The 17,418-nt window shown below is 38.8% G+C and carries 11 protein-coding genes and 1 pseudogene; 6 read left to right on the forward strand and 6 right to left on the reverse strand.

The annotated features are described in order from the left end of the window. Positions 1-22 precede the first annotated feature (22 nt). Positions 23-667 (reverse strand): ATP phosphoribosyltransferase, encoded by a 645-nt coding sequence (hisG, locus tag CRI9333_RS09050; protein WP_041226507.1) that lies wholly within the window; start codon positions 665-667, stop codon positions 23-25. Between the two features lie 246 nt (positions 668-913). Here hisG and rppA point away from each other — a divergent pair, with 246 nt between their 5' ends. Next, entirely contained in the window at positions 914-1,606 is a 693-nt protein-coding gene (rppA, locus tag CRI9333_RS09055; protein ID WP_015202862.1) for a two-component system response regulator RppA, read from the forward strand. 95 nt (positions 1,607-1,701) lie between these two features. On the opposite strand, the gene CRI9333_RS09060 is transcribed toward rppA, so the two are convergent. Together CRI9333_RS09060 and CRI9333_RS09065 are read right to left on the reverse strand one after the other, a co-directional pair. Continuing rightward, positions 1,702-2,973, reverse strand: a complete 1,272-nt coding sequence (locus tag CRI9333_RS09060) for a hypothetical protein (RefSeq protein WP_015202863.1) — start codon at positions 2,971-2,973, stop codon at positions 1,702-1,704. A gap of 349 nt (positions 2,974-3,322) precedes the next feature. Then, the gene (locus CRI9333_RS09065) at positions 3,323-4,363 is read right to left on the reverse strand and encodes a 1-acyl-sn-glycerol-3-phosphate acyltransferase (protein ID WP_232229394.1); all 1,041 of its coding nucleotides are present in this window, start codon (positions 4,361-4,363) and stop codon (positions 3,323-3,325) included. Between CRI9333_RS09065 and CRI9333_RS09070 the strand changes: the two genes are divergently transcribed. Then, entirely contained in the window at positions 4,346-4,915 is a 570-nt protein-coding gene (locus tag CRI9333_RS09070; protein WP_015202865.1) for a hypothetical protein, read from the forward strand. The genes CRI9333_RS09065 and CRI9333_RS09070 overlap by 18 nt on opposite strands. Positions 4,916-4,995: 80 nt before the next feature. Here the strand turns inward: CRI9333_RS09070 and tnpA are convergent, their stop codons facing one another. Further along, entirely contained in the window at positions 4,996-5,436 is a 441-nt protein-coding gene (tnpA, locus tag CRI9333_RS09075; protein WP_015202866.1) for an IS200/IS605 family transposase, read from the reverse strand. A 50-nt stretch (positions 5,437-5,486) separates the two neighbouring features. Between tnpA and CRI9333_RS09080 the strand changes: the two genes are divergently transcribed. Then, complete coding sequence (locus CRI9333_RS09080; RefSeq protein WP_015202867.1) at positions 5,487-6,701, forward strand: RNA-guided endonuclease InsQ/TnpB family protein; 1,215 nt, start codon at positions 5,487-5,489, stop codon at positions 6,699-6,701. A 163-nt stretch (positions 6,702-6,864) separates the two neighbouring features. On the opposite strand, the gene CRI9333_RS24840 is transcribed toward CRI9333_RS09080, so the two are convergent. Continuing rightward, positions 6,865-9,021: a sensor histidine kinase gene (locus tag CRI9333_RS24840; protein ID WP_015202868.1), complete on the reverse strand. Its 2,157-nt coding sequence runs from the start codon at positions 9,019-9,021 to the stop codon at positions 6,865-6,867. A gap of 527 nt (positions 9,022-9,548) precedes the next feature. Between CRI9333_RS24840 and CRI9333_RS09090 the strand changes: the two genes are divergently transcribed. After that, a complete protein-coding gene (locus CRI9333_RS09090; protein ID WP_015202869.1) occupies positions 9,549-9,857 on the forward strand; it encodes an RNA recognition motif domain-containing protein in 309 nt (102 codons plus the stop codon). 510 nt (positions 9,858-10,367) lie between these two features. Beyond that, positions 10,368-15,497, forward strand: a pseudogene (locus tag CRI9333_RS09095) (GAF domain-containing protein). Positions 15,498-15,749: 252 nt separating this feature from the next. On the opposite strand, the gene CRI9333_RS09100 reads toward CRI9333_RS09095, so the two are convergent. After that, the gene (locus CRI9333_RS09100; protein ID WP_015202870.1) at positions 15,750-16,166 is read right to left on the reverse strand and encodes an ATP-binding protein; all 417 of its coding nucleotides are present in this window, start codon (positions 16,164-16,166) and stop codon (positions 15,750-15,752) included. Between the two features lie 99 nt (positions 16,167-16,265). Between CRI9333_RS09100 and CRI9333_RS09105 the strand changes: the two genes are divergently transcribed. Next, a complete protein-coding gene (locus CRI9333_RS09105; protein ID WP_015202871.1) occupies positions 16,266-17,417 on the forward strand; it encodes a PP2C family protein-serine/threonine phosphatase in 1,152 nt (383 codons plus the stop codon). The last annotated feature ends 1 nt before the right edge of the window (position 17,418 follow it).

A 17,418-nucleotide genomic window follows, 5' to 3' on the forward strand; every position in this document is an offset into this window, starting at 1 on the left:
GACATTTTATCAAATAGGATGATCAAACTACAGCCAGCGTAGAGTCCCGAATTTGCTCAACTAACTGATTGAGGTTTCCTGTGTTGAGGCGATAACTTAGAGGATGGGCAATTAACCTGGCTGTGCTTTGAAATAATACTTCAATTTCAATCAAGCCGTTTTCTTTAAGGGTGCGACCCGTGGAAACTAAATCAACTATTGCCTCAGACATCCCTGTAATTGGTCCTAATTCTACCGAACCAGAGAGAGGCACAATTTCTACAGGCAAATCTAAGCTGTTGAAGTATTCACGGGCGCAATGAACAAACTTTGAGGCAACTCGACCGTGTGGTGGTAATTCTAATACAGAACGATAGGGACTTAACTCTTTTACGGCTACCGACAAACGACAACCACCAAACTTTAAGTCAACTAAATGAGCAACTTGGGATGTTTTCTCCTTCAAAACGTCATACCCAACAATTCCCAATTGTGCCTGACCATATTCTACATACACCGGAACGTCTTGCGCTCTGACTAACAAAGCTTTGGCAGTGTTAGTAGGGTCATAAATTTGAAGCTGACGATTAGTTTTGTCCAGAAAAGCACTGAAGTCTAATCCAACAGCTTGTAGAAGGCGGATGCTATCAGATAAGAGTGCGCCTTTCGGCAATGCAACGGTAATCATGGATAAATTGTGAGTTTGATTAATAAATATCAGTAAGCGCGTTAGCGTAGCCTGCGTGTAGCGCATAGCTGTCCAAAGGAATCGCATCAACAGCGCTCACAAATTTTATACTAAGTTAGTTGTACCTGAAGAATATAATCTTCAGCAAAAAGTAAAATTACTTCCCAATATGGTAGTTGCTTGGTTTAGAAACTCAGCAACAAAATATTCATAATTTTCAATTTTAATTTACGGCAGAGCAAGAAAGTGCGAATTCTTTTGGTTGATGATGAGGTAGAGTTAACCATCCCTCTAAGTCGTGTATTAAATCGCGAGGGGTACACTGTTGATGTTGCTGACGATGGCACAGTTGGTAGCGAGTTGGCAACTCAGGGTGATTATGATTTGTTGATTTTAGATTGGATGTTGCCCCAAACTACAGGATTGCAGATTTGCCAACAGTTGCGATCGCAGGGTAAAACAACACCCGTTCTCTTTCTCACTGCTAAGGACACTATAGACGATCGCGTACAAGGATTAGATGCTGGTGCAGATGACTATCTAGTTAAACCTTTTGAACTTAGGGAGTTACTAGCACGAGTACGCGCCCTGCTACGTCGAGCAACTACACCTGATACTACTACAACTGCAAGAATGCAAGTAGCAGATCTAGAACTCGATTTGGATAATCAACTAGCTTATCGTCAAGGACGCACTATTGAGCTATCAGAAAAAGAAAGCCGCCTTTTGGAATATTTCATCCGTAACACAAATCAACTATTAACCCATACCCAAATTTATCAGCACTTATGGGGAGACGGAGAACCGCCTAGTAGTAACGTTTTAGCTGCATTTATTAGATTACTGCGACGGAAGATAGAAGCTAATGGTGAAACAACTTTAATTCACACAGTTTACGGCAAAGGTTATCGCTTTGGTTCTGGGGCTGAAATAACTTAATAAAACCAGGTTGTCCGTGCGTAAGCCCTAATTTTGTTAACCTACTTATAGGGCAAAATATGGAGATCCCGATCCATTATTTTGTGGTGAACTTTTTAGTTAGAAAAGTAGTTTTCTAGCAAATCATTCTTCTGTAAAATGGTTTCTATTACCCAGCCTGGGCATTTTTTGGTGATGGTAGTGCTTTTAGTCTGAACCAGTTGCCCATCAGCATCTAGAATATTTTCAGTTATAGTTTCTGTTGCTCCATTAACTATGTAATCCTCTAATACCTGAATTGCTTTTGTTTTTAAAGATTGTAAACTATCTTCTAATTGAGCAGGACTTAAGGTTTGGGAATTTTGTTCCCTTGGTCGATCACAAATACTTTCAATGGGAAGGTTTTCTTTGGTCTTAAAATTATATTTCTCTACCTTTGACTCACTACTAGAATCAATGCTTGGTGAGGTGGAATTTTTAGAGCTAGGAGAAGCAGTTGAATTGACAGGCTGAGTCGCCTGCGGAGAATTAAAATTCGTTAGTTTAGAGTCTGAATTGGACTGCTCTTTTAAATTATGAGCTTCCTGCATTGAAGGTAAAATTTTAGTAGGAGATGCCTGAAAGTTAGTACAATCCGCTTGCTGAGTATTAACTTTATCTAAACTATTTATATCTCTATCTGAATCTGAGTTTGGTTGAACTAAGTTTTGTTTCTTGGGTGGATGAGTATTTTTATCTGCCTTACTAATCCATATTGCTTGATCACCGCTATTCAAAGTTAGTTCGCCCAGTAAAGTTTTAATATAAAAAGTTCCTTGGTCGCTGGTTATTTCGGAAATTGGATACCATCTATTTTTAAAATAAATCAGAATCTCCATCCGAATCTCATGCTTATGAGAATTGCGTTCACCCATCCACCAATTTCTCCAAAGCAATACTGCTGTTGTCGAATTAACTTTGTAGCCTTGGGGAGGAATATATTGTTGGTACTCAACAAATCCTTTATGATGGGATTTTCCTTTTAAAATAAAATGATTTTCCGATAAAACTTCATGAAATAGTTCATTATATTGGGAGCCAGATCGAATTAAAACTGAAGCTGGTTTAGTATTAAGCGTATAAAGCCCAATAATTACGCCTTGACGGGTAGATAATTCTATACGTTCAGAACCAAAATCAATTCTAAGATTTTGATTAGCTAATAGTTTAGTTTCTCCTTTAACAAATTTTTTAATTAAATTCGCATCGTCTAAAATTGAAGGAGTTTTTCTTTCATCATCTTGATGGTTTTTAATAAGATTAGTGTTAAATTCAGCTTCTAATTTATCTAGCTCTTTAGGATTTGAAGCTATAGAAGATTTGTTAATAGATTCGATAGATTGTACCATTGTTAAACTCTTTAAAAAATTAAGGTAAATAATCTAAATTAAGCTTTAATTTTGTTAATCAAAACTTGATTTTTCGCGCTTGATTAGTGAATAAGCTAATGTTCAAAAAATAAATATTGATACTTTGCTTTTGCCAAGTAATATTTATTAATTTATGATAAATACGAGTTGGTTTTGGACACGAAGCATAAGACTTACCTATGGGTTGTTAGAGTATTTCAGGCTTTTTTTGAGTTTTATACCTATATATTACGAGATATGTTAGCAAATTACTTCAGTATAATTACTGAACAACTAAGGTAAAAATCTAATTTAGAGCAAGATTGCTTTTAAAACTACTTCATCAGTTTTAATTTGTAGATAAATTGTCCATAAAGCTGATTAATTGATTAATTTTGATTTGTAACTTAGCTCGTAAACTTTGCGCCTGTTGATAAATTGCCGAGCCTTCTGTATCGGCGGAGGTTTGGACTGCTTGCTCTGAAATGGCTGAATTTGTTTGTAGCCAAGGTTGATAAACAGGTTGAACTTCGTACTGTAGGCGAGTTTTCATTGCCCAAACTCCCATTGAAGGGAAGAAAACGAAAGCAATCATTAATAGGGAGATAGGTAAGAAGGGCAGTTTTAAACGCCTTGCACCTGATTTAAAGTTAAATGCCCAAGAGTGCAAAGTTTCGTTACCAATACAAACAACAGGCAAAATGGGAATATGGTAGCGATCGCTCAACCGGATAAAACTCGGATGAAATGTTTCTAATTTGTAACGTTTGCGCCAACCTTTAGCAGGACCGCGCAAACCTTCGGGGGCATAAAGTAAAATAGTCTGTTGTGCGATCGCTTCTTCAAAACTATCGGCTTGTGCTGGTATACCACCCAAAACCTTAGACCACCCAGGCGGTAGCCACCAAATCAACCAAGGATGATTAAACAACGTTACATGAGCTAACGGTTGCACCACCCATCCGCGTGTTTGGCTTAATAAATAACCTAATCCTAAAAAATCCCAGGGAAAACACATCCCAGCATGATTCATTGCCACAATTAATGGTCCAGTTTGTGGTAAATTGTCAAGTCCTGCAAGATCTGCACGAAAATAATATTTAACTATTGGAGTTAGTACTTCATCTCGAAAAGCTTGTTGATAATTGGGAGCAAATTCACCAACTTCAGAACGAGGTGAACGACAACCCAGGCGCAACCACCGAAGTAATAAAGCTAGATAAAATCCCAAAGGAATTAAAAATAAACCATATTCCAACCAATTCCAACCATCAGGATCTTGATGATATTTTTGCCAGTGGCGGTTAAATAAAATCAGCCACCCTGGAGGATACCAGAGACAAAACCAATCAAACCAACTAAATTTAAAATTGTGAATACTCCCAGCCACGCCATTATTAATCTTGCAATTCTCGGTCAATTTTACCGACCTCAATCAAATCTTGCGATTGTCTTTGGCGCTATCTTAGCTGATATACCTATCTTTATCTTCTACCTTTGGTCAAGATTTATTGAACGGATACCCGCAGAGGAAATCTGGTCAAAAGCTTACTATCAACCTTTTTGGCAAAATATTATTGCTACTTTCCATTCAATTCCCCTAGCCGTGATCGGGATAATTATCGCTCACTATTTAGGATGGGAACCGATGAAAGTAATATTTATTAGTTTAGTGCTGCATTCTTTGGGTGATTTACCAGTACACAATGATGATGCACATCGGCACTTTTTCCCCTTCAGCAATTATCGTTTTATTAGTCCGATATCTTACTGGGATGTAACTAAACATAGCAGAATTGTTAGCTTAGTTGAGCGTTTACTGGTCTTAGCTTCGACCATATACGCCTTTCCCTTGGTTCATTCCTACATTGGCAAAGGGTTAATGATTGTGGTGAATGTGTTTTATTTTATAACCTCCTTGTATTTCTATGCTATTAAATAAAAAAATATTAATAGCCTATCTTTCAAAATCTCTTTGATGTGAATAAACTTCTATTGTGGCTTTGTCGTTAGCATTATTTATCAAAGAATTGGGTTTAAAACCCCGTCCTTTAACGTAGTGGAGGACGGCTTTTCCTGGTTTTGAATATAAGATTTTAAGATTTCTAAGGGCGCTCCACCAACTGAAGAAACAAAATAACTAGGCGACCACAAAGCATCTTTCCCATAAGGCTTTTCAAACCCTGCTTGACCATATCTACGGCTTGAAACTCCTTTAACAGCATTAACTATTTGAGAAATGGATAGTTTAGGCGGATATTCAAGCAAAACGTGGATATGGTCGGATTCTCCATTGAATTCCAACACTTTGAAATTCATTTTTAAAGCAACTTCTCTAAAAGATTTTTCAATTAAATTCAAGCTTTCAATAGTAAAAATCTGGCGACGATATTTCGCTACACAGACCAAGTGTATTTTTAAGTCTGAAATACTGTGCCGTTCATGGCGCAAATTACTTGACATATTAGGATGACCTAGTTAAAATAACATTACAGACCCATTCAGTATAGCGCATGAAATCAAGGTATCAATACAGAATCTATCCAACCAACCAACAGAAGAAGCATTTAGCTCAACTGTTCGGTTGTGTGCGGGTAGTTTTTAATGATGCTTTGGCATATTGTCAAGAGAAGTATAAGAAGGGTGAGAAAAAACCAAATAACACAGAACTTTCTCGTCGGTTAACTGAGCTTAAAAAGACGGAAGAGAAAATCTGGTTAGGGGAAGTTTCATCAATTCCTTTGCAACAAAGCTTAAGGGATTTAGACCAAGCTTACCAAAACTTTTTTAATTCTTGTAAGGGAGAGAGAAAAGGCAAAAAGATCAGACCTCCTAAATTTAAAAAACGTAAATCAAAACAATCTGCTAAGTTTACAAATAATGGCTTTAAAATCAACCATGATACAGTCTATTTGCCTAAAATAGGTGATTTAGATATAGTCTGGAGTCGTCCCTTACCATCTGAATCGTCATCTCTTACTGTCATAAAAGATGCTGCTGATAGATACTTTTTGAGTTTTGTAGTTGAAATCATTCCAGAAATTTTACCAGATAACGGTAAGAGTATTGGGATTGATTTAGGAATCATTGATTTCGCTACTTTTAGTAATGGTGAGAAGATTAAAGCCCCTAAACCCTTAAAGAAAAAACTCAAAAAGTTAAACCGATTACAGCGTAGGTTTTCTCAGACAATTAAAGGGAGTAAAAGACGTGAGGTAGCGCGTAAGAAAATAGCGCGATTACACGCAAAAATATCTGATACCCGAAAGGACTTTCTGCACAAACTATCAACTAAGGTAATTCGTGAGAATCAAACGATTGCTCTAGAAGATTTAAATGTTTCGGGCATGGTTAGAAACCGTAAATTATCCCGTGCTATTTCAGATTTAGGATGGCGTAGTTTTAGGACTATGATTGAGGCTAAAGGTGAAAAACATGGGCGTGATTTGCGGATAATTAACCGATGGGAGGCAACATCTCAAAAATGCTCGTGTTGTGGTCAAAAAGGTGGAAAAAAAGAGCTTTCAGTTAGAGAGTGGACTTGCCTTTTTTGCGATACTAAACATGATCGAGATGTTAATGCTTCTGTGAATATATTAAACGTCGCGGTAGGACATATCGAGACGAAAAATGGACGACGGAGGAAGTGTCAGACTGGCGTAAAGTCAGCAGTTTCCAGTGATGCGTCAACCCACCTAGAACCTATACAATTAAGTTTGTTTGGGTAGATTGGAATCCCCGACCGTTCACGGCGAGGTGGATGTCAATAACTCAGCAATTTTAATAGTAAGCTGTTGTGTTTCTAAATTTTATATTTGAGAGATGGAGGAGAGAGGGTTATAGGGTTTGATAACTTTTCTCTCAATGTTAAGTTTATTTCCACCCAGCTACCTATATATATTTAGGGCGTGCTTTTTTCTTAGTAGCTTGTGATGTGATGTCTGATGAATTTATTTCACCACTAATTCCTTTTCCTTCATTGCTTAATTTTGGTTGGTGAATTGGGAATTTTACAATAAATTTTGCGCCCTTGCCTTCACCCTCACTATCAGCTTGCACTGTTCCACCATGTAAATCTACTAAATAGCGTACAATTGTTAACCCTAAACCTAGCCCGCCGTGTGTTCTGGTACGTGAACTATCACCTTGTCTAAAATCATCAAAAATATATGGTAAAACTTCAGGTTCAATACCCTGCCCAGTATCAATTACAGTCAGAATAACATTAAATTCCATCTGCTCAAGTTTAATTTCTACACTTCCGCATTGAGGAGTAAACTTGATAGCATTAGAAAGCAGATTGTTAATTATTTGGGGCAAGCGGTCAGGATCACCTAATATTTGACTAATTGAGCTATTAATTGTAGATGTGATCTGAATATTTTTAGCGGCGGCGGCAGGACTTATACTAATAATTGCCGACTTAATAATAGGAGCAATATTAAGTGGTATGAGACGGATGCTAATTTTTTTCCTAATAATTCGTGAAACATCTAAAATATCATCAATTACTCTAGCCTGTTGTTTAGCATTGCGCTCAAGTGTTTCTAGTGCCTTGGTAACTGTCTCTGGCTTGAGTTCGCCTTTGCGGAGCATTTGCGACCAACCGAGGATTGATTGCATAGGTGTGCGGAGTTCGTGAGAAACAATTGCTAAAAATTCATCTTTTAAACGGTTAGCTTCCTGCGCCTGTGTTAAAGCAGCACGTTCTGCTTCATTTAAACGTGCGCGGTCAATTGCTAATGCAGCACGTTCGGCAACAAGTTGTAGTAGTTGCACATCATCTTGGTTGAATTGGCGGGGTAGGAGAGTACCTACTCGGATAACTCCAATTAGTCTGTTATCTAGCAACAGTGGCACACCAAGCAATGACTGAACTTGCTGCTGACTTAAGACGGCATTATATACCTGAGTATAAGCATCTTGCTGAATAATCAACGGCTGATGTTCTAAGGCTATCCGTCCAGCAAAACCTTCACCTATGGGTATGCAAACTTCTCCACCTGCTTCTTCTAATCCTTTAGCAGCCTTGACAACTAGGCAGTTGTGTTGGTAATCCATCATTAAAATTGCTGCTGTATCCGCTCGTAAAATCTCGCTGATGCGGTTAAGTAACTCACGCAGGAGATCTTCGAGAGATAATGGTGCGATCGCAACATCTGTAATTGCCTGAAGACGTTGCACCATCTCGTTAGCTGTTTCTGCCAATGCGCGACTAGCTTGCTCACGCACCAGTAATTGATTACGCTCTGCTTCTAAACGTTTACTTTCAGTAACGTCTCGCGTTACCTTAGCAAAGCCTTTAAGATTTCCTGCTTGATCGCGTAAAGCTGTAATTACAACATTCGCCCAAAACCTTGAACCGTCTTTGCGTACACGCCAACCTTCATCTTCAAATCTACCCGTTTCTGCGGCTAATTTAAGAACTTGTTCTCTCTTACCACTGTTTAACTCTTCTTCAGTATAAAAGCGGGAGAAATGTTGCCCAATAACCTCTCCTATCTGATAACCATTAATTCTTTCTGCTCCTTCATTCCAACTGACAATATATCCTTGTGGATCAAGTCGATAGATGGCATAGTCTTTTATACAGTCAATTAGTAATCTAAAGCCTTCCTCACTATGGCGTAAAGATTCTAAATTCTGTTGTGCCTGTACTTTATTTAACTCAGAGCGTCGTTGGGCTAATTGTAGTGCTGTAATAAAGTAACTGATACACAACGCCTCTAGTAGGAAGATTACCAACCGTAAGCTGTCCCCAACAGAGTTACTCGACCATGCACTGCTTGGTGGTGTCCATAAATAGCCAACAACACCGCCCAACGCCGTCGCCAATAATGCTGACCCAATGCCACCATACCAAGCACTAACCATAATTGGGACAAAAAACACCAGGAAAGGGCTGTCTTCTAGAGCCACCCAAGGTTTTAGCATTAGCTTGAGGAATATAGCGATCGCTACTGTCAAGACAGCAACACCATAACCTTGAACTTGAGAGCGTTTGATATTTAGCATAGAAATGCCTTTTGTGCCTGCCTTAAATTTCATAGGTATTAAGGCACTGAAAATTTTTAATAGCCGAAGCTATTGCTGCACTCCCTATCATAATTTAATATTTTTTGGTGTGATCAACAATACAAATATTATGCGATTATATCTACCTTTAGATAATTACACTCATATAAGAAAAATGCACCAGTCCTGAGTATTAGTTCACCCCATCTAGTTAGAAAAAAATTCTCTAAATACCTTCCGACCACATAGATCATTGGGGAGTCAATTCCTGTGGTGCGTAAGTTGTGTTCATTATGGTATCCTCCATGCGATTATATTGCCGAATTTTTATTCAAGAATGCAACTTTGTATTAAGCTTTTTCTAGTAATTAGAAAGTTAATAGCATAAAAGATTTAATCTGACAGTAAATTTTTTTTAAGATATTTTCTGCGACACTAATTCTGATATGTGCTAATATATAATTTACTGAGTTTAATTCGGCTTCAGAGTTTATGTTCTTGTGTTTACAGGCATCTCTCCGAATCAATTCTCAACAAAATCAGATGACGGGAGATTGTCAATGTCTATTTATGTAGGAAACTTGTCTTACCAAGTTACTGAAGAAGATCTTACCGAAGTTTTTGCTGAATATGGAACAGTAAAGCGGGTACAACTACCTACTGATCGTGAAACAGGTCGGATGCGTGGTTTTGGTTTTGTCGAAATGTCAACAGATGACGAAGAAACAGCCGCTATTGATGCCCTTGATGGAGCAGAATGGATGGGACGGGATCTGAAAGTTAATAAAGCCAAGCCACGTACCGAAGGTGGTGGTGGTGGGAATTTCCGTAGAGGTGGAAACTTCTCTGGCTCCAGAGAACGCTACTAAGTTTTTTTGAGAATCTGCAATTAATTATTTTTCAATAGAAAGATTCCAGGCTAATAGCTGAAAATTCTTTCTATTGAAATTTATTTTGAGTGGGTTTTAATGGTTGGTTTTGTAATAAGCTAAAACGAATTTAATTCTATTACTATATCCCTATATGTATTGTGACCATCTCAATCACTGGGTTTTTCTGCGTAGGTCTTGCTACTACTAAATAACTATGAAACGTAATATAAACTGTCAAACAAACAACTGCTAAAAAGTAGCTGTTAATTAGTACACCTAAAAAAATGCTAATAATTGTTAATTTATTTCTTGCTATAGTAATTGTATAGGTACAGCAGATCAAACACGATCAACCTGTTACAAAAAATCCGGAACAGATATAGAAGCTAAAGAAGTCTAGTATATAAATAATACTTCCTCATCTCCCCCATGTGCCCCATCTTTGTTATTAAAAAGTTTTGACCACACCACCTAATTATTATTGGATTTGTGGATGAGGATATATATATGAAAGCGCCCTTGCCTGATAATGAAGCAGAGAGACTCGAAGCACTGCGCCAGTATAAGATCCTCGACACCCGATCGGAAGAAGCATTTGACGATATTACTCGTTTAGCCTCTTATATTTGTGGAACTCCGATCGCTTTAATTAGTTTAGTAGATGTTAACCGTCAGTGGTTTAAGTCAAAAATTGGTTTAGAGGCGCTAGAAACCCCGCGCGATCATGCTTTTTGCGCTCATGCGATCCTCAAACCCGATGAAGTTATGGTGGTTGATGATCCAACTACAGATTATCGGTTTCACGATAATCCATTAGTAACAGAGGAACCTAATATTCGTTTTTATGCTGGCGCACCTTTAAAAACCCCAGAAGGACACGCTGTAGGAACTTTATGTGTACTTGATCGGGTTCCGCGTGAACTTAGTCCAGAACAGGTAGAGGCATTATGCCTTTTAGGTCGCCAAGTTGTCAAGCAAATGGAGCTAAGGCGCAATTTAGCCAATTTAGTACTTGCTACAAATGAAAGCAAACGTTCTAAAAGCGTGCGCCACCACTTTTTTAGGCGAATTGCTACAGGCTTTGGGTTGACATCAGGAATTTTATTATTAGTTGGTGGGTTTTCTTACAGTAGTATTAACCAACTAATTCATGCTTCTAGGTTGGTAGCACACACCCATGAAGTTTTGGAAGGTCTTGAAAGTGTGATTTCTCGACTTAAGGATGTCGAAACTGGTCAACGTGGTTATGTGCTGACAGGAGACGAGGGTTATTTAGAACCTTACACCACAGCTATTCCCCTGATTCAACAAGATATTAGACAACTCAGGAGTTTAACCAATGATAACCTTCAGCAGCAACAGCAACTTGATCGCCTAGAGCCATTAATTGGTAGAAGAGTAGACTTGCTTGGTACTCCTGTGCAACTGCGGAAAACTCAGGGATTTGATGCAGCATTGCGGTTTATCAAAACTGGTCAAGGTAGACAAGTGATGGATCAAGTTCGTTTTTTGGTCGCCGAGATGCAACAAGAGGAAAGAAAGTTGTTGCAAGTGCGATCGCACAAAGCCAATATTTTAGCTCAACAAACCATTTTTGTATCTATAAGTGGCGTTGTTTTGAGTTGCGGTATTCTTGCTTCAGTATATTACCTGATTAATCGTGAAATAGCTGAACGTAAAGCTGCGGAATCATCCTTGAAACAAGAGCGCAACTTTATCACAGCCATAAATGATACAGCCAGCGCCTTAGTAATGGTTCTGGATACAAATGGGCAAATTGTTCGCTTCAACCGCGCTTGTGAAGAAACAACAGGTTATACCTTTGATGAGGTCAGGAATAGGTGTTTCTGGAATATTTTTGTAATTCCCACACAAATAGAGACAGTCAAAGCTGTAGTAGAAGAATTACTAGCAACCAAATCTTCTAATCAGAATGAAAGTTGTTGGGCTACTAAAGACGGTAGCCGTAGGCAAATATCTTGGACAAACACACCCTTGCTCGACGAGCAAGGCTCAGTTCAATTCATTGTTTGCACGGGGATTGATCGCACAGATAGCAAACGGGCAGAACGGCGTTTAGCAGCACAGTACGCCATTACGCGGGTATTAGCTGAATCAAATAATTTAACAACTGGTATTCCCAAAATCCTACAAGCTATGTGCGATAGCTTAAGTTTGGACGTGGGCGAATTTTGGAATTTAGATTCTGAAACGGATTTACTTTATTGTGTGGATATTTGTCATCGCGAAGGTAATATTAAATCGTCATCAGAAAAATCTTCCCCTGCTAACTCAATTTGCGGGAATAGTTACCCTGGCAATGAGTCACTTTTTGAAGAATTTGAGGCAGTAGCTAAACAAATTACTTTTGCACCAGGCAATGGTTTCCCTGGTAAAATTTGGAGCGATCGCACTCCCAATTGGATCGATGATGTTATTAATGACCGCAACTTTCAGCGCCAGTTAATAGCAAGGAAAGCGGGGTTGCACACAGCTTTTGGTTTTCCAATTATCGCCGACCAAGAAATTTTAGGTGTGATGATTTTCTTTATGCGAGAAATTCAGCAAATAGATCAAGAATTGCTGAATATGATTGAGGGAATTGGCAGTCAAATCGGGCAATTTATCAAACGCATTGGTGCAGAAGAGTCACTTCAAGAAACAACCATACTTCAATGGGCGATTTTAGATAGTGCCAACTATACAATTATTTCTACTGATATAGATGGCACAATCCTTACTTTTAATAAAGCTGCTGAACGATTGTTAGGATATGCTGCCGAAGAATTAGTTGGGAAAACAACTGCTGAAATTATCCATGACCCGGATGAGTTACAGGAATGGATGTTGGAATTATCTCTTGAAACGGGAGTTCCGATTGACAGTGGACTTGATCTTCAGATTAATCCAACACGCTTTGGAGGTTCACAAGAGCGGGAATGTACTTATGTTCGCAAAGATGGTAGTCGCTTCCCCGTATTATTGTCAGTGACTACTGTGCAGGATGCTCAAGGCAATATTACAGGTTTTCTGGACATTGGCAGCGATATTACTGAACGTAAACGAGCAGAAGAGGAATTACACCGCCAGCAATTGCGATCGCAATTATTTACTGACATCACTCTCAAGATTCGCCAATCTTTGGAATTAGAAGCAGTTCTGAAAACCACTGTTACCGAAGTCCAAAAAATTCTTCAGTCTGACCGAGTAATAATCTATCAGCTATTAACAGAGGGATTGGGTACTATTGTCACAGAAGCAGTTTTTCCTGGTTGTAAACCACTGGAACAGAAAAACATTCCTGATGCTTGCTTTGGAGAAGAATATCGCCAAAGATATCGCCAAGGACGCATTCGAGCAATAGCGGATATTGATCAGGCTGACCTCCAACCTTGCCATCAAGAATTTCTGCAAAATTTGGGGGTTAAGGCAAATTTAGTGGTTCCCCTGCTGCTACAGGAAGATTTGTGGGGTTTTTTGATTGCTCATCAATGTAACCAAGCTAGAGTATGGACTGATTGGGAAATTGATTTGTTGCGACAAATAGCGGATCAAGTAGGAATTGCAATTTCTCAAGCTGAACTACTCAAAGTAGAAATTCATCAGCGCCAAGAACTTGAAGTTGCTCGTCGTGAAGCTGAAATAGCTTCCCAGACTAAAAGTGCTTTCTTGGCAAATATGAGCCATGAAATCCGCACTCCTATGAATGCAGTTTTAGGAATGACGGGATTACTATTAGAAACTCCCCTGAATCCAGAGCAGCGAGATTTTGTGGAAACAGTTCGCATCAGTGGTGACGCACTCTTAACTTTAATCAACGAGATTTTAGATTTCTCTAAACTCGAAGCTGGAGAAATGGATATCGAAATCCTCGACTTTGATTTAGCTACTACAGTTGAGGACGTAATCGAGTTACTGGCTCCCCAAGCTCATAGTAAGGGGTTAGAAATTGCCGCGTTAATTAATAGCAACGTCCCTACCCGTCTCCGAGGTGATGCAGGTCGGCTCAGACAAATTTTGACTAACTTAATCGGGAATGCGATCAAGTTTACCGCTCAAGGAGAAGTAGTAATTAAAGTATTTAGAGAAACAGAAAGCCTTGATACTGCTACTATCCGGTTTGCGATCGCGGATAGTGGGATTGGTATTACTCCTGAACAGCAAAGCAAACTTTTTTCCCCATTTACTCAAGTAGATGCTTCTACCAGCCGTAAATATGGCGGTACAGGTTTGGGACTAGCTATTTGCAAGCAGCTAGTTAACTTAATGGGGGGAGAAATTGGGGTAGAAAGTGAGTTGGGGCAAGGTTCTAGTTTTTGGTTTACAATTTTGTTCCACAAGCAATCGCAGCCTTACCCTCCAGAAATCAAAGATGTCAGTTTAATCGGTAAGCGAGTGTTAGTTGTGGACGACAATGCTACCAATCGCAAAGTTGTTCAACATCAAGCCAGCCGTTGGCAAATGATTATAGATGAAGCGGATAGTGCTGATAGTGCGATCGCGGCTATACAAACAGCTTACGACCAACATCAACCTTATGATGTTGTCTTAGTTGATATGCAAATGCCTAAGATAGATGGCTTAACTTTAGGAGAAAAAATCAAAGCTCATTCAAATTGGGCTGATTTACCTTTAATTATGCTCACTTCTACCAATCAACGATATGAGGTGAAAAAAGCCCTAAGTGTTGGATTCGCTGCTTATCTGGTTAAACCTGTTAAGCCATCCAAACTTTTAGATACTATTATGAATGTCTTAGGAACTCAACCAGGAGGATCTAAAACAAACGTTATTGATAGCGAACAAGTAGCAAGCTTTCAACAACCTAAGCATCTAGACACAGCAGCCACTACATCTGCACCTGAGTTACGCAAAATTAAACTGTTGTTGGCTGAAGATAATTTAATCAATCAGAAAGTAGCTATCAAACAGTTGAAAAACTTGGGTTATGAGGCGGATGTAGCAGCTAACGGTGAAGAAGTTTTGCATTTATTAGAAAAAGTTCCCTACGATCTTGTATTGATGGACTGCCAAATGCCTATCATGGATGGTTATACAGCTACGATGGAAATTTTACAGCGACCAGAAAACTGGTTTGCAAGCGGTCGCCGTCCTGTAGTAGTAGCAATGACAGCTAATGCACTTAAAGAAGATTTACAAAAGTGTCTAGATGCTGGGATGAATGATTATATGAGTAAACCAGCTTCAAAAGACAAATTGGCAGGGATGCTAGAAAAATGGAGTCAGCACATACTTAACACATAGGAGGCAATTTTGTCCGATCAAACATATTCTACAACCAACGCTAATTCCCTCGATCTTGATTGGGAACACTTGCATGAAATTTCTGATGGTGACACTGACTTTGAGATAGAACTATTGCAAATGTTTGTCGAAGATGCCCAAACGCATATAGATGAAGTCAAAGAAGCTGTTGAGCAAAATGATTGGCAGAAACTTGGGCGGGAAGCTCATCACCTTAAAGGTGCTAGTGCCAATGTGGGAGCTATACCTATGCAGTTAGCAGCACAAAAACTCGAAGAAAGGGTACACCAACAACAAGCAGGATTTAGTGATATATTATCAGATTTAGAAACATTTCTTCACAAAATTGAAGAGTTTTTGAATAGTAAATAAGCAAAAATATCAAACCTTTTGATGCTTTTTTAGCTGCTTTTTGTTAATAAAACAGATTCCAATTAAAATATCTGTAGGTTGGCTTGTGAGCGTAGCCTACGCGGAGCGCATACAGAGTGAAACCCAACATCCATCAAATTTATTGTTGGGTTGGCGCTACGCTTAACCCAACCTACTATTTTGAGCATTGTATCAATATCATTCGCTAACAAATGCTTTTAAAAAAGCTGACTGCTGACTGCTATAAGATAATTAATAATTTTTCCTAATTATTAAACATCGCCGCTCATCTGATGTTTTTTCATAGCTTAAATAGTCAGCCATAATTGACATCATTTTCAATCCGCGCCCACGTTCACCAGAATTATCTTCAAGTTCGGGTATTTCTTTTAAGCTTTGATTTAAGTCAAATGGTGGCCCATAAGACCAGATGCGAATTTCGATTGCGTCGTTAAAGCGTGTTGCTTCTATATCAACCGGAGTTTCAGGCGGGAACTGTTTGTGCGCGTGTTGAGCAATGTTAGCAAAGCCTTCCTGAAGCAATGTTAAACACTGCCACCAAGCTTCGGGCTTAGGTAGAGGTGGCTGGTTTAACTGTTCAAACCAGGATAAAACTTTTTCTGAATCATTCAGGTCGGAGTTAACTCGCAGAGAAATTTTTTGAAGCATTGGTAAATCAACCAATCTTTTAATAAGGTAGTGATAAGCTGAAATGTAGCGTAATTTTATCTAAATTAGCTCAATCTAAAATTAAATAAATAATTTTTCATGTTTAAAATTTTAATTATTGATGATGATCCTACCTTAAGGATGATTCTAAAAAGAACTATTGTTAATCAAGGCTATGAAGCAATCGTAGCAAGTAATGGTGAACAAGGAATCAAATTTGCTAAAGAACAGCGTCCAGCTTTGATTATCTGCGACTGGATGATGGCTCCTGTAGATGGGCTAGAGGTGTGTCGTACAGTTAAAGCTGATCAGGAACTATCTTCCACCTTTTTTGTGCTATTGACGGCAAAGGGGGAGGTGGAAGATCGTGTTATGGGGCTTGATGCTGGAGCCGATGAATTCCTTTCTAAGCCTTTGGATATGAATGAATTGAAGGCGCGGGTGAGAGCAGGGCTAAGGTTATACCTGCTAAATGAAGATTTGCTAACTCAAAAAAGAGAGTTGCAAGAACTTAACCAGAAGTTACGCACAGAATTGGATGAGGCTGCTGAATATGTGCGATCGCTTTTACCGCAACCATTAAAGCAACCGATCGCAACAGAAGCATTATTTAAGCCTTCGGCTGAGTTAGGAGGCGATTGTTTCGACTTTTACAAACTTGATGATGAACATTTAGCTATTTATCTGCTGGATGTCTCTGGACATGGGGTGGGTTCAGCTTTGCTGTCAGTTTCGGTATTGAATGTAATGCGATCGCAATCTTTACCCAATACTAACTTTGCCAAACCTAGTGATGTGCTTAAATCTCTTAACCAAGTTTTTGAAATGACTACTGATAAGTATTTCACTATCTGGTATGGAGTTTACAATCATGTCACTCGTGAACTTGTTTATGCCACTGGTGGACATCCGCCAGCAATTTTATTATTACCTGGAACATCTGACAGCGAGATTGAGGTAAAACAGCTAGGGATTCCAGCTTTACCAATTGGCATCTTACCTGATGAAGATTTTGAGGAGCAATCTTGTCAGATAACTAGCAACAGCACTTTATACATCTTTAGCGATGGTGCTTACGAAATTAATTTACCAAATGGTAAACTTTGGGGGCTGGATGCCTTGAGTGAATTACTGCAATATTTCCAAAAAAATCATTTACATCTCAACCACTTATTAGACCACATAAAAATTGCTACTTCTGATGGGGCTTTTGATGATGATTTGTCTATATTGAAAGTAAATTTTATTTAGA

It is taken from the genome of Crinalium epipsammum PCC 9333, assembly GCF_000317495.1.
GTDB lineage: Bacteria > Cyanobacteriota > Cyanobacteriia > Cyanobacteriales > PCC-9333 > Crinalium > Crinalium epipsammum.

Coding starts and splice junctions, on each gene's coding strand:
- hisG (WP_041226507.1), bottom strand. CDS start 667: ATGATTACCGTTGCATTGCCGAAAGGCGCACTCTTATCTGATAGCATC.
- CRI9333_RS09060 (WP_015202863.1), bottom strand. CDS start 2,973: ATGGTACAATCTATCGAATCTATTAACAAATCTTCTATAGCTTCAAAT.
- tnpA (WP_015202866.1), bottom strand. CDS start 5,436: ATGTCAAGTAATTTGCGCCATGAACGGCACAGTATTTCAGACTTAAAA.
- CRI9333_RS09080 (WP_015202867.1), top strand. CDS start 5,487: ATGAAATCAAGGTATCAATACAGAATCTATCCAACCAACCAACAGAAG.
- CRI9333_RS24840 (WP_015202868.1), bottom strand. CDS start 9,021: ATGAAATTTAAGGCAGGCACAAAAGGCATTTCTATGCTAAATATCAAA.
- CRI9333_RS09090 (WP_015202869.1), top strand. CDS start 9,549: ATGTCTATTTATGTAGGAAACTTGTCTTACCAAGTTACTGAAGAAGAT.
- CRI9333_RS09100 (WP_015202870.1), bottom strand. CDS start 16,166: ATGCTTCAAAAAATTTCTCTGCGAGTTAACTCCGACCTGAATGATTCA.
- CRI9333_RS09105 (WP_015202871.1), top strand. CDS start 16,266: ATGTTTAAAATTTTAATTATTGATGATGATCCTACCTTAAGGATGATT.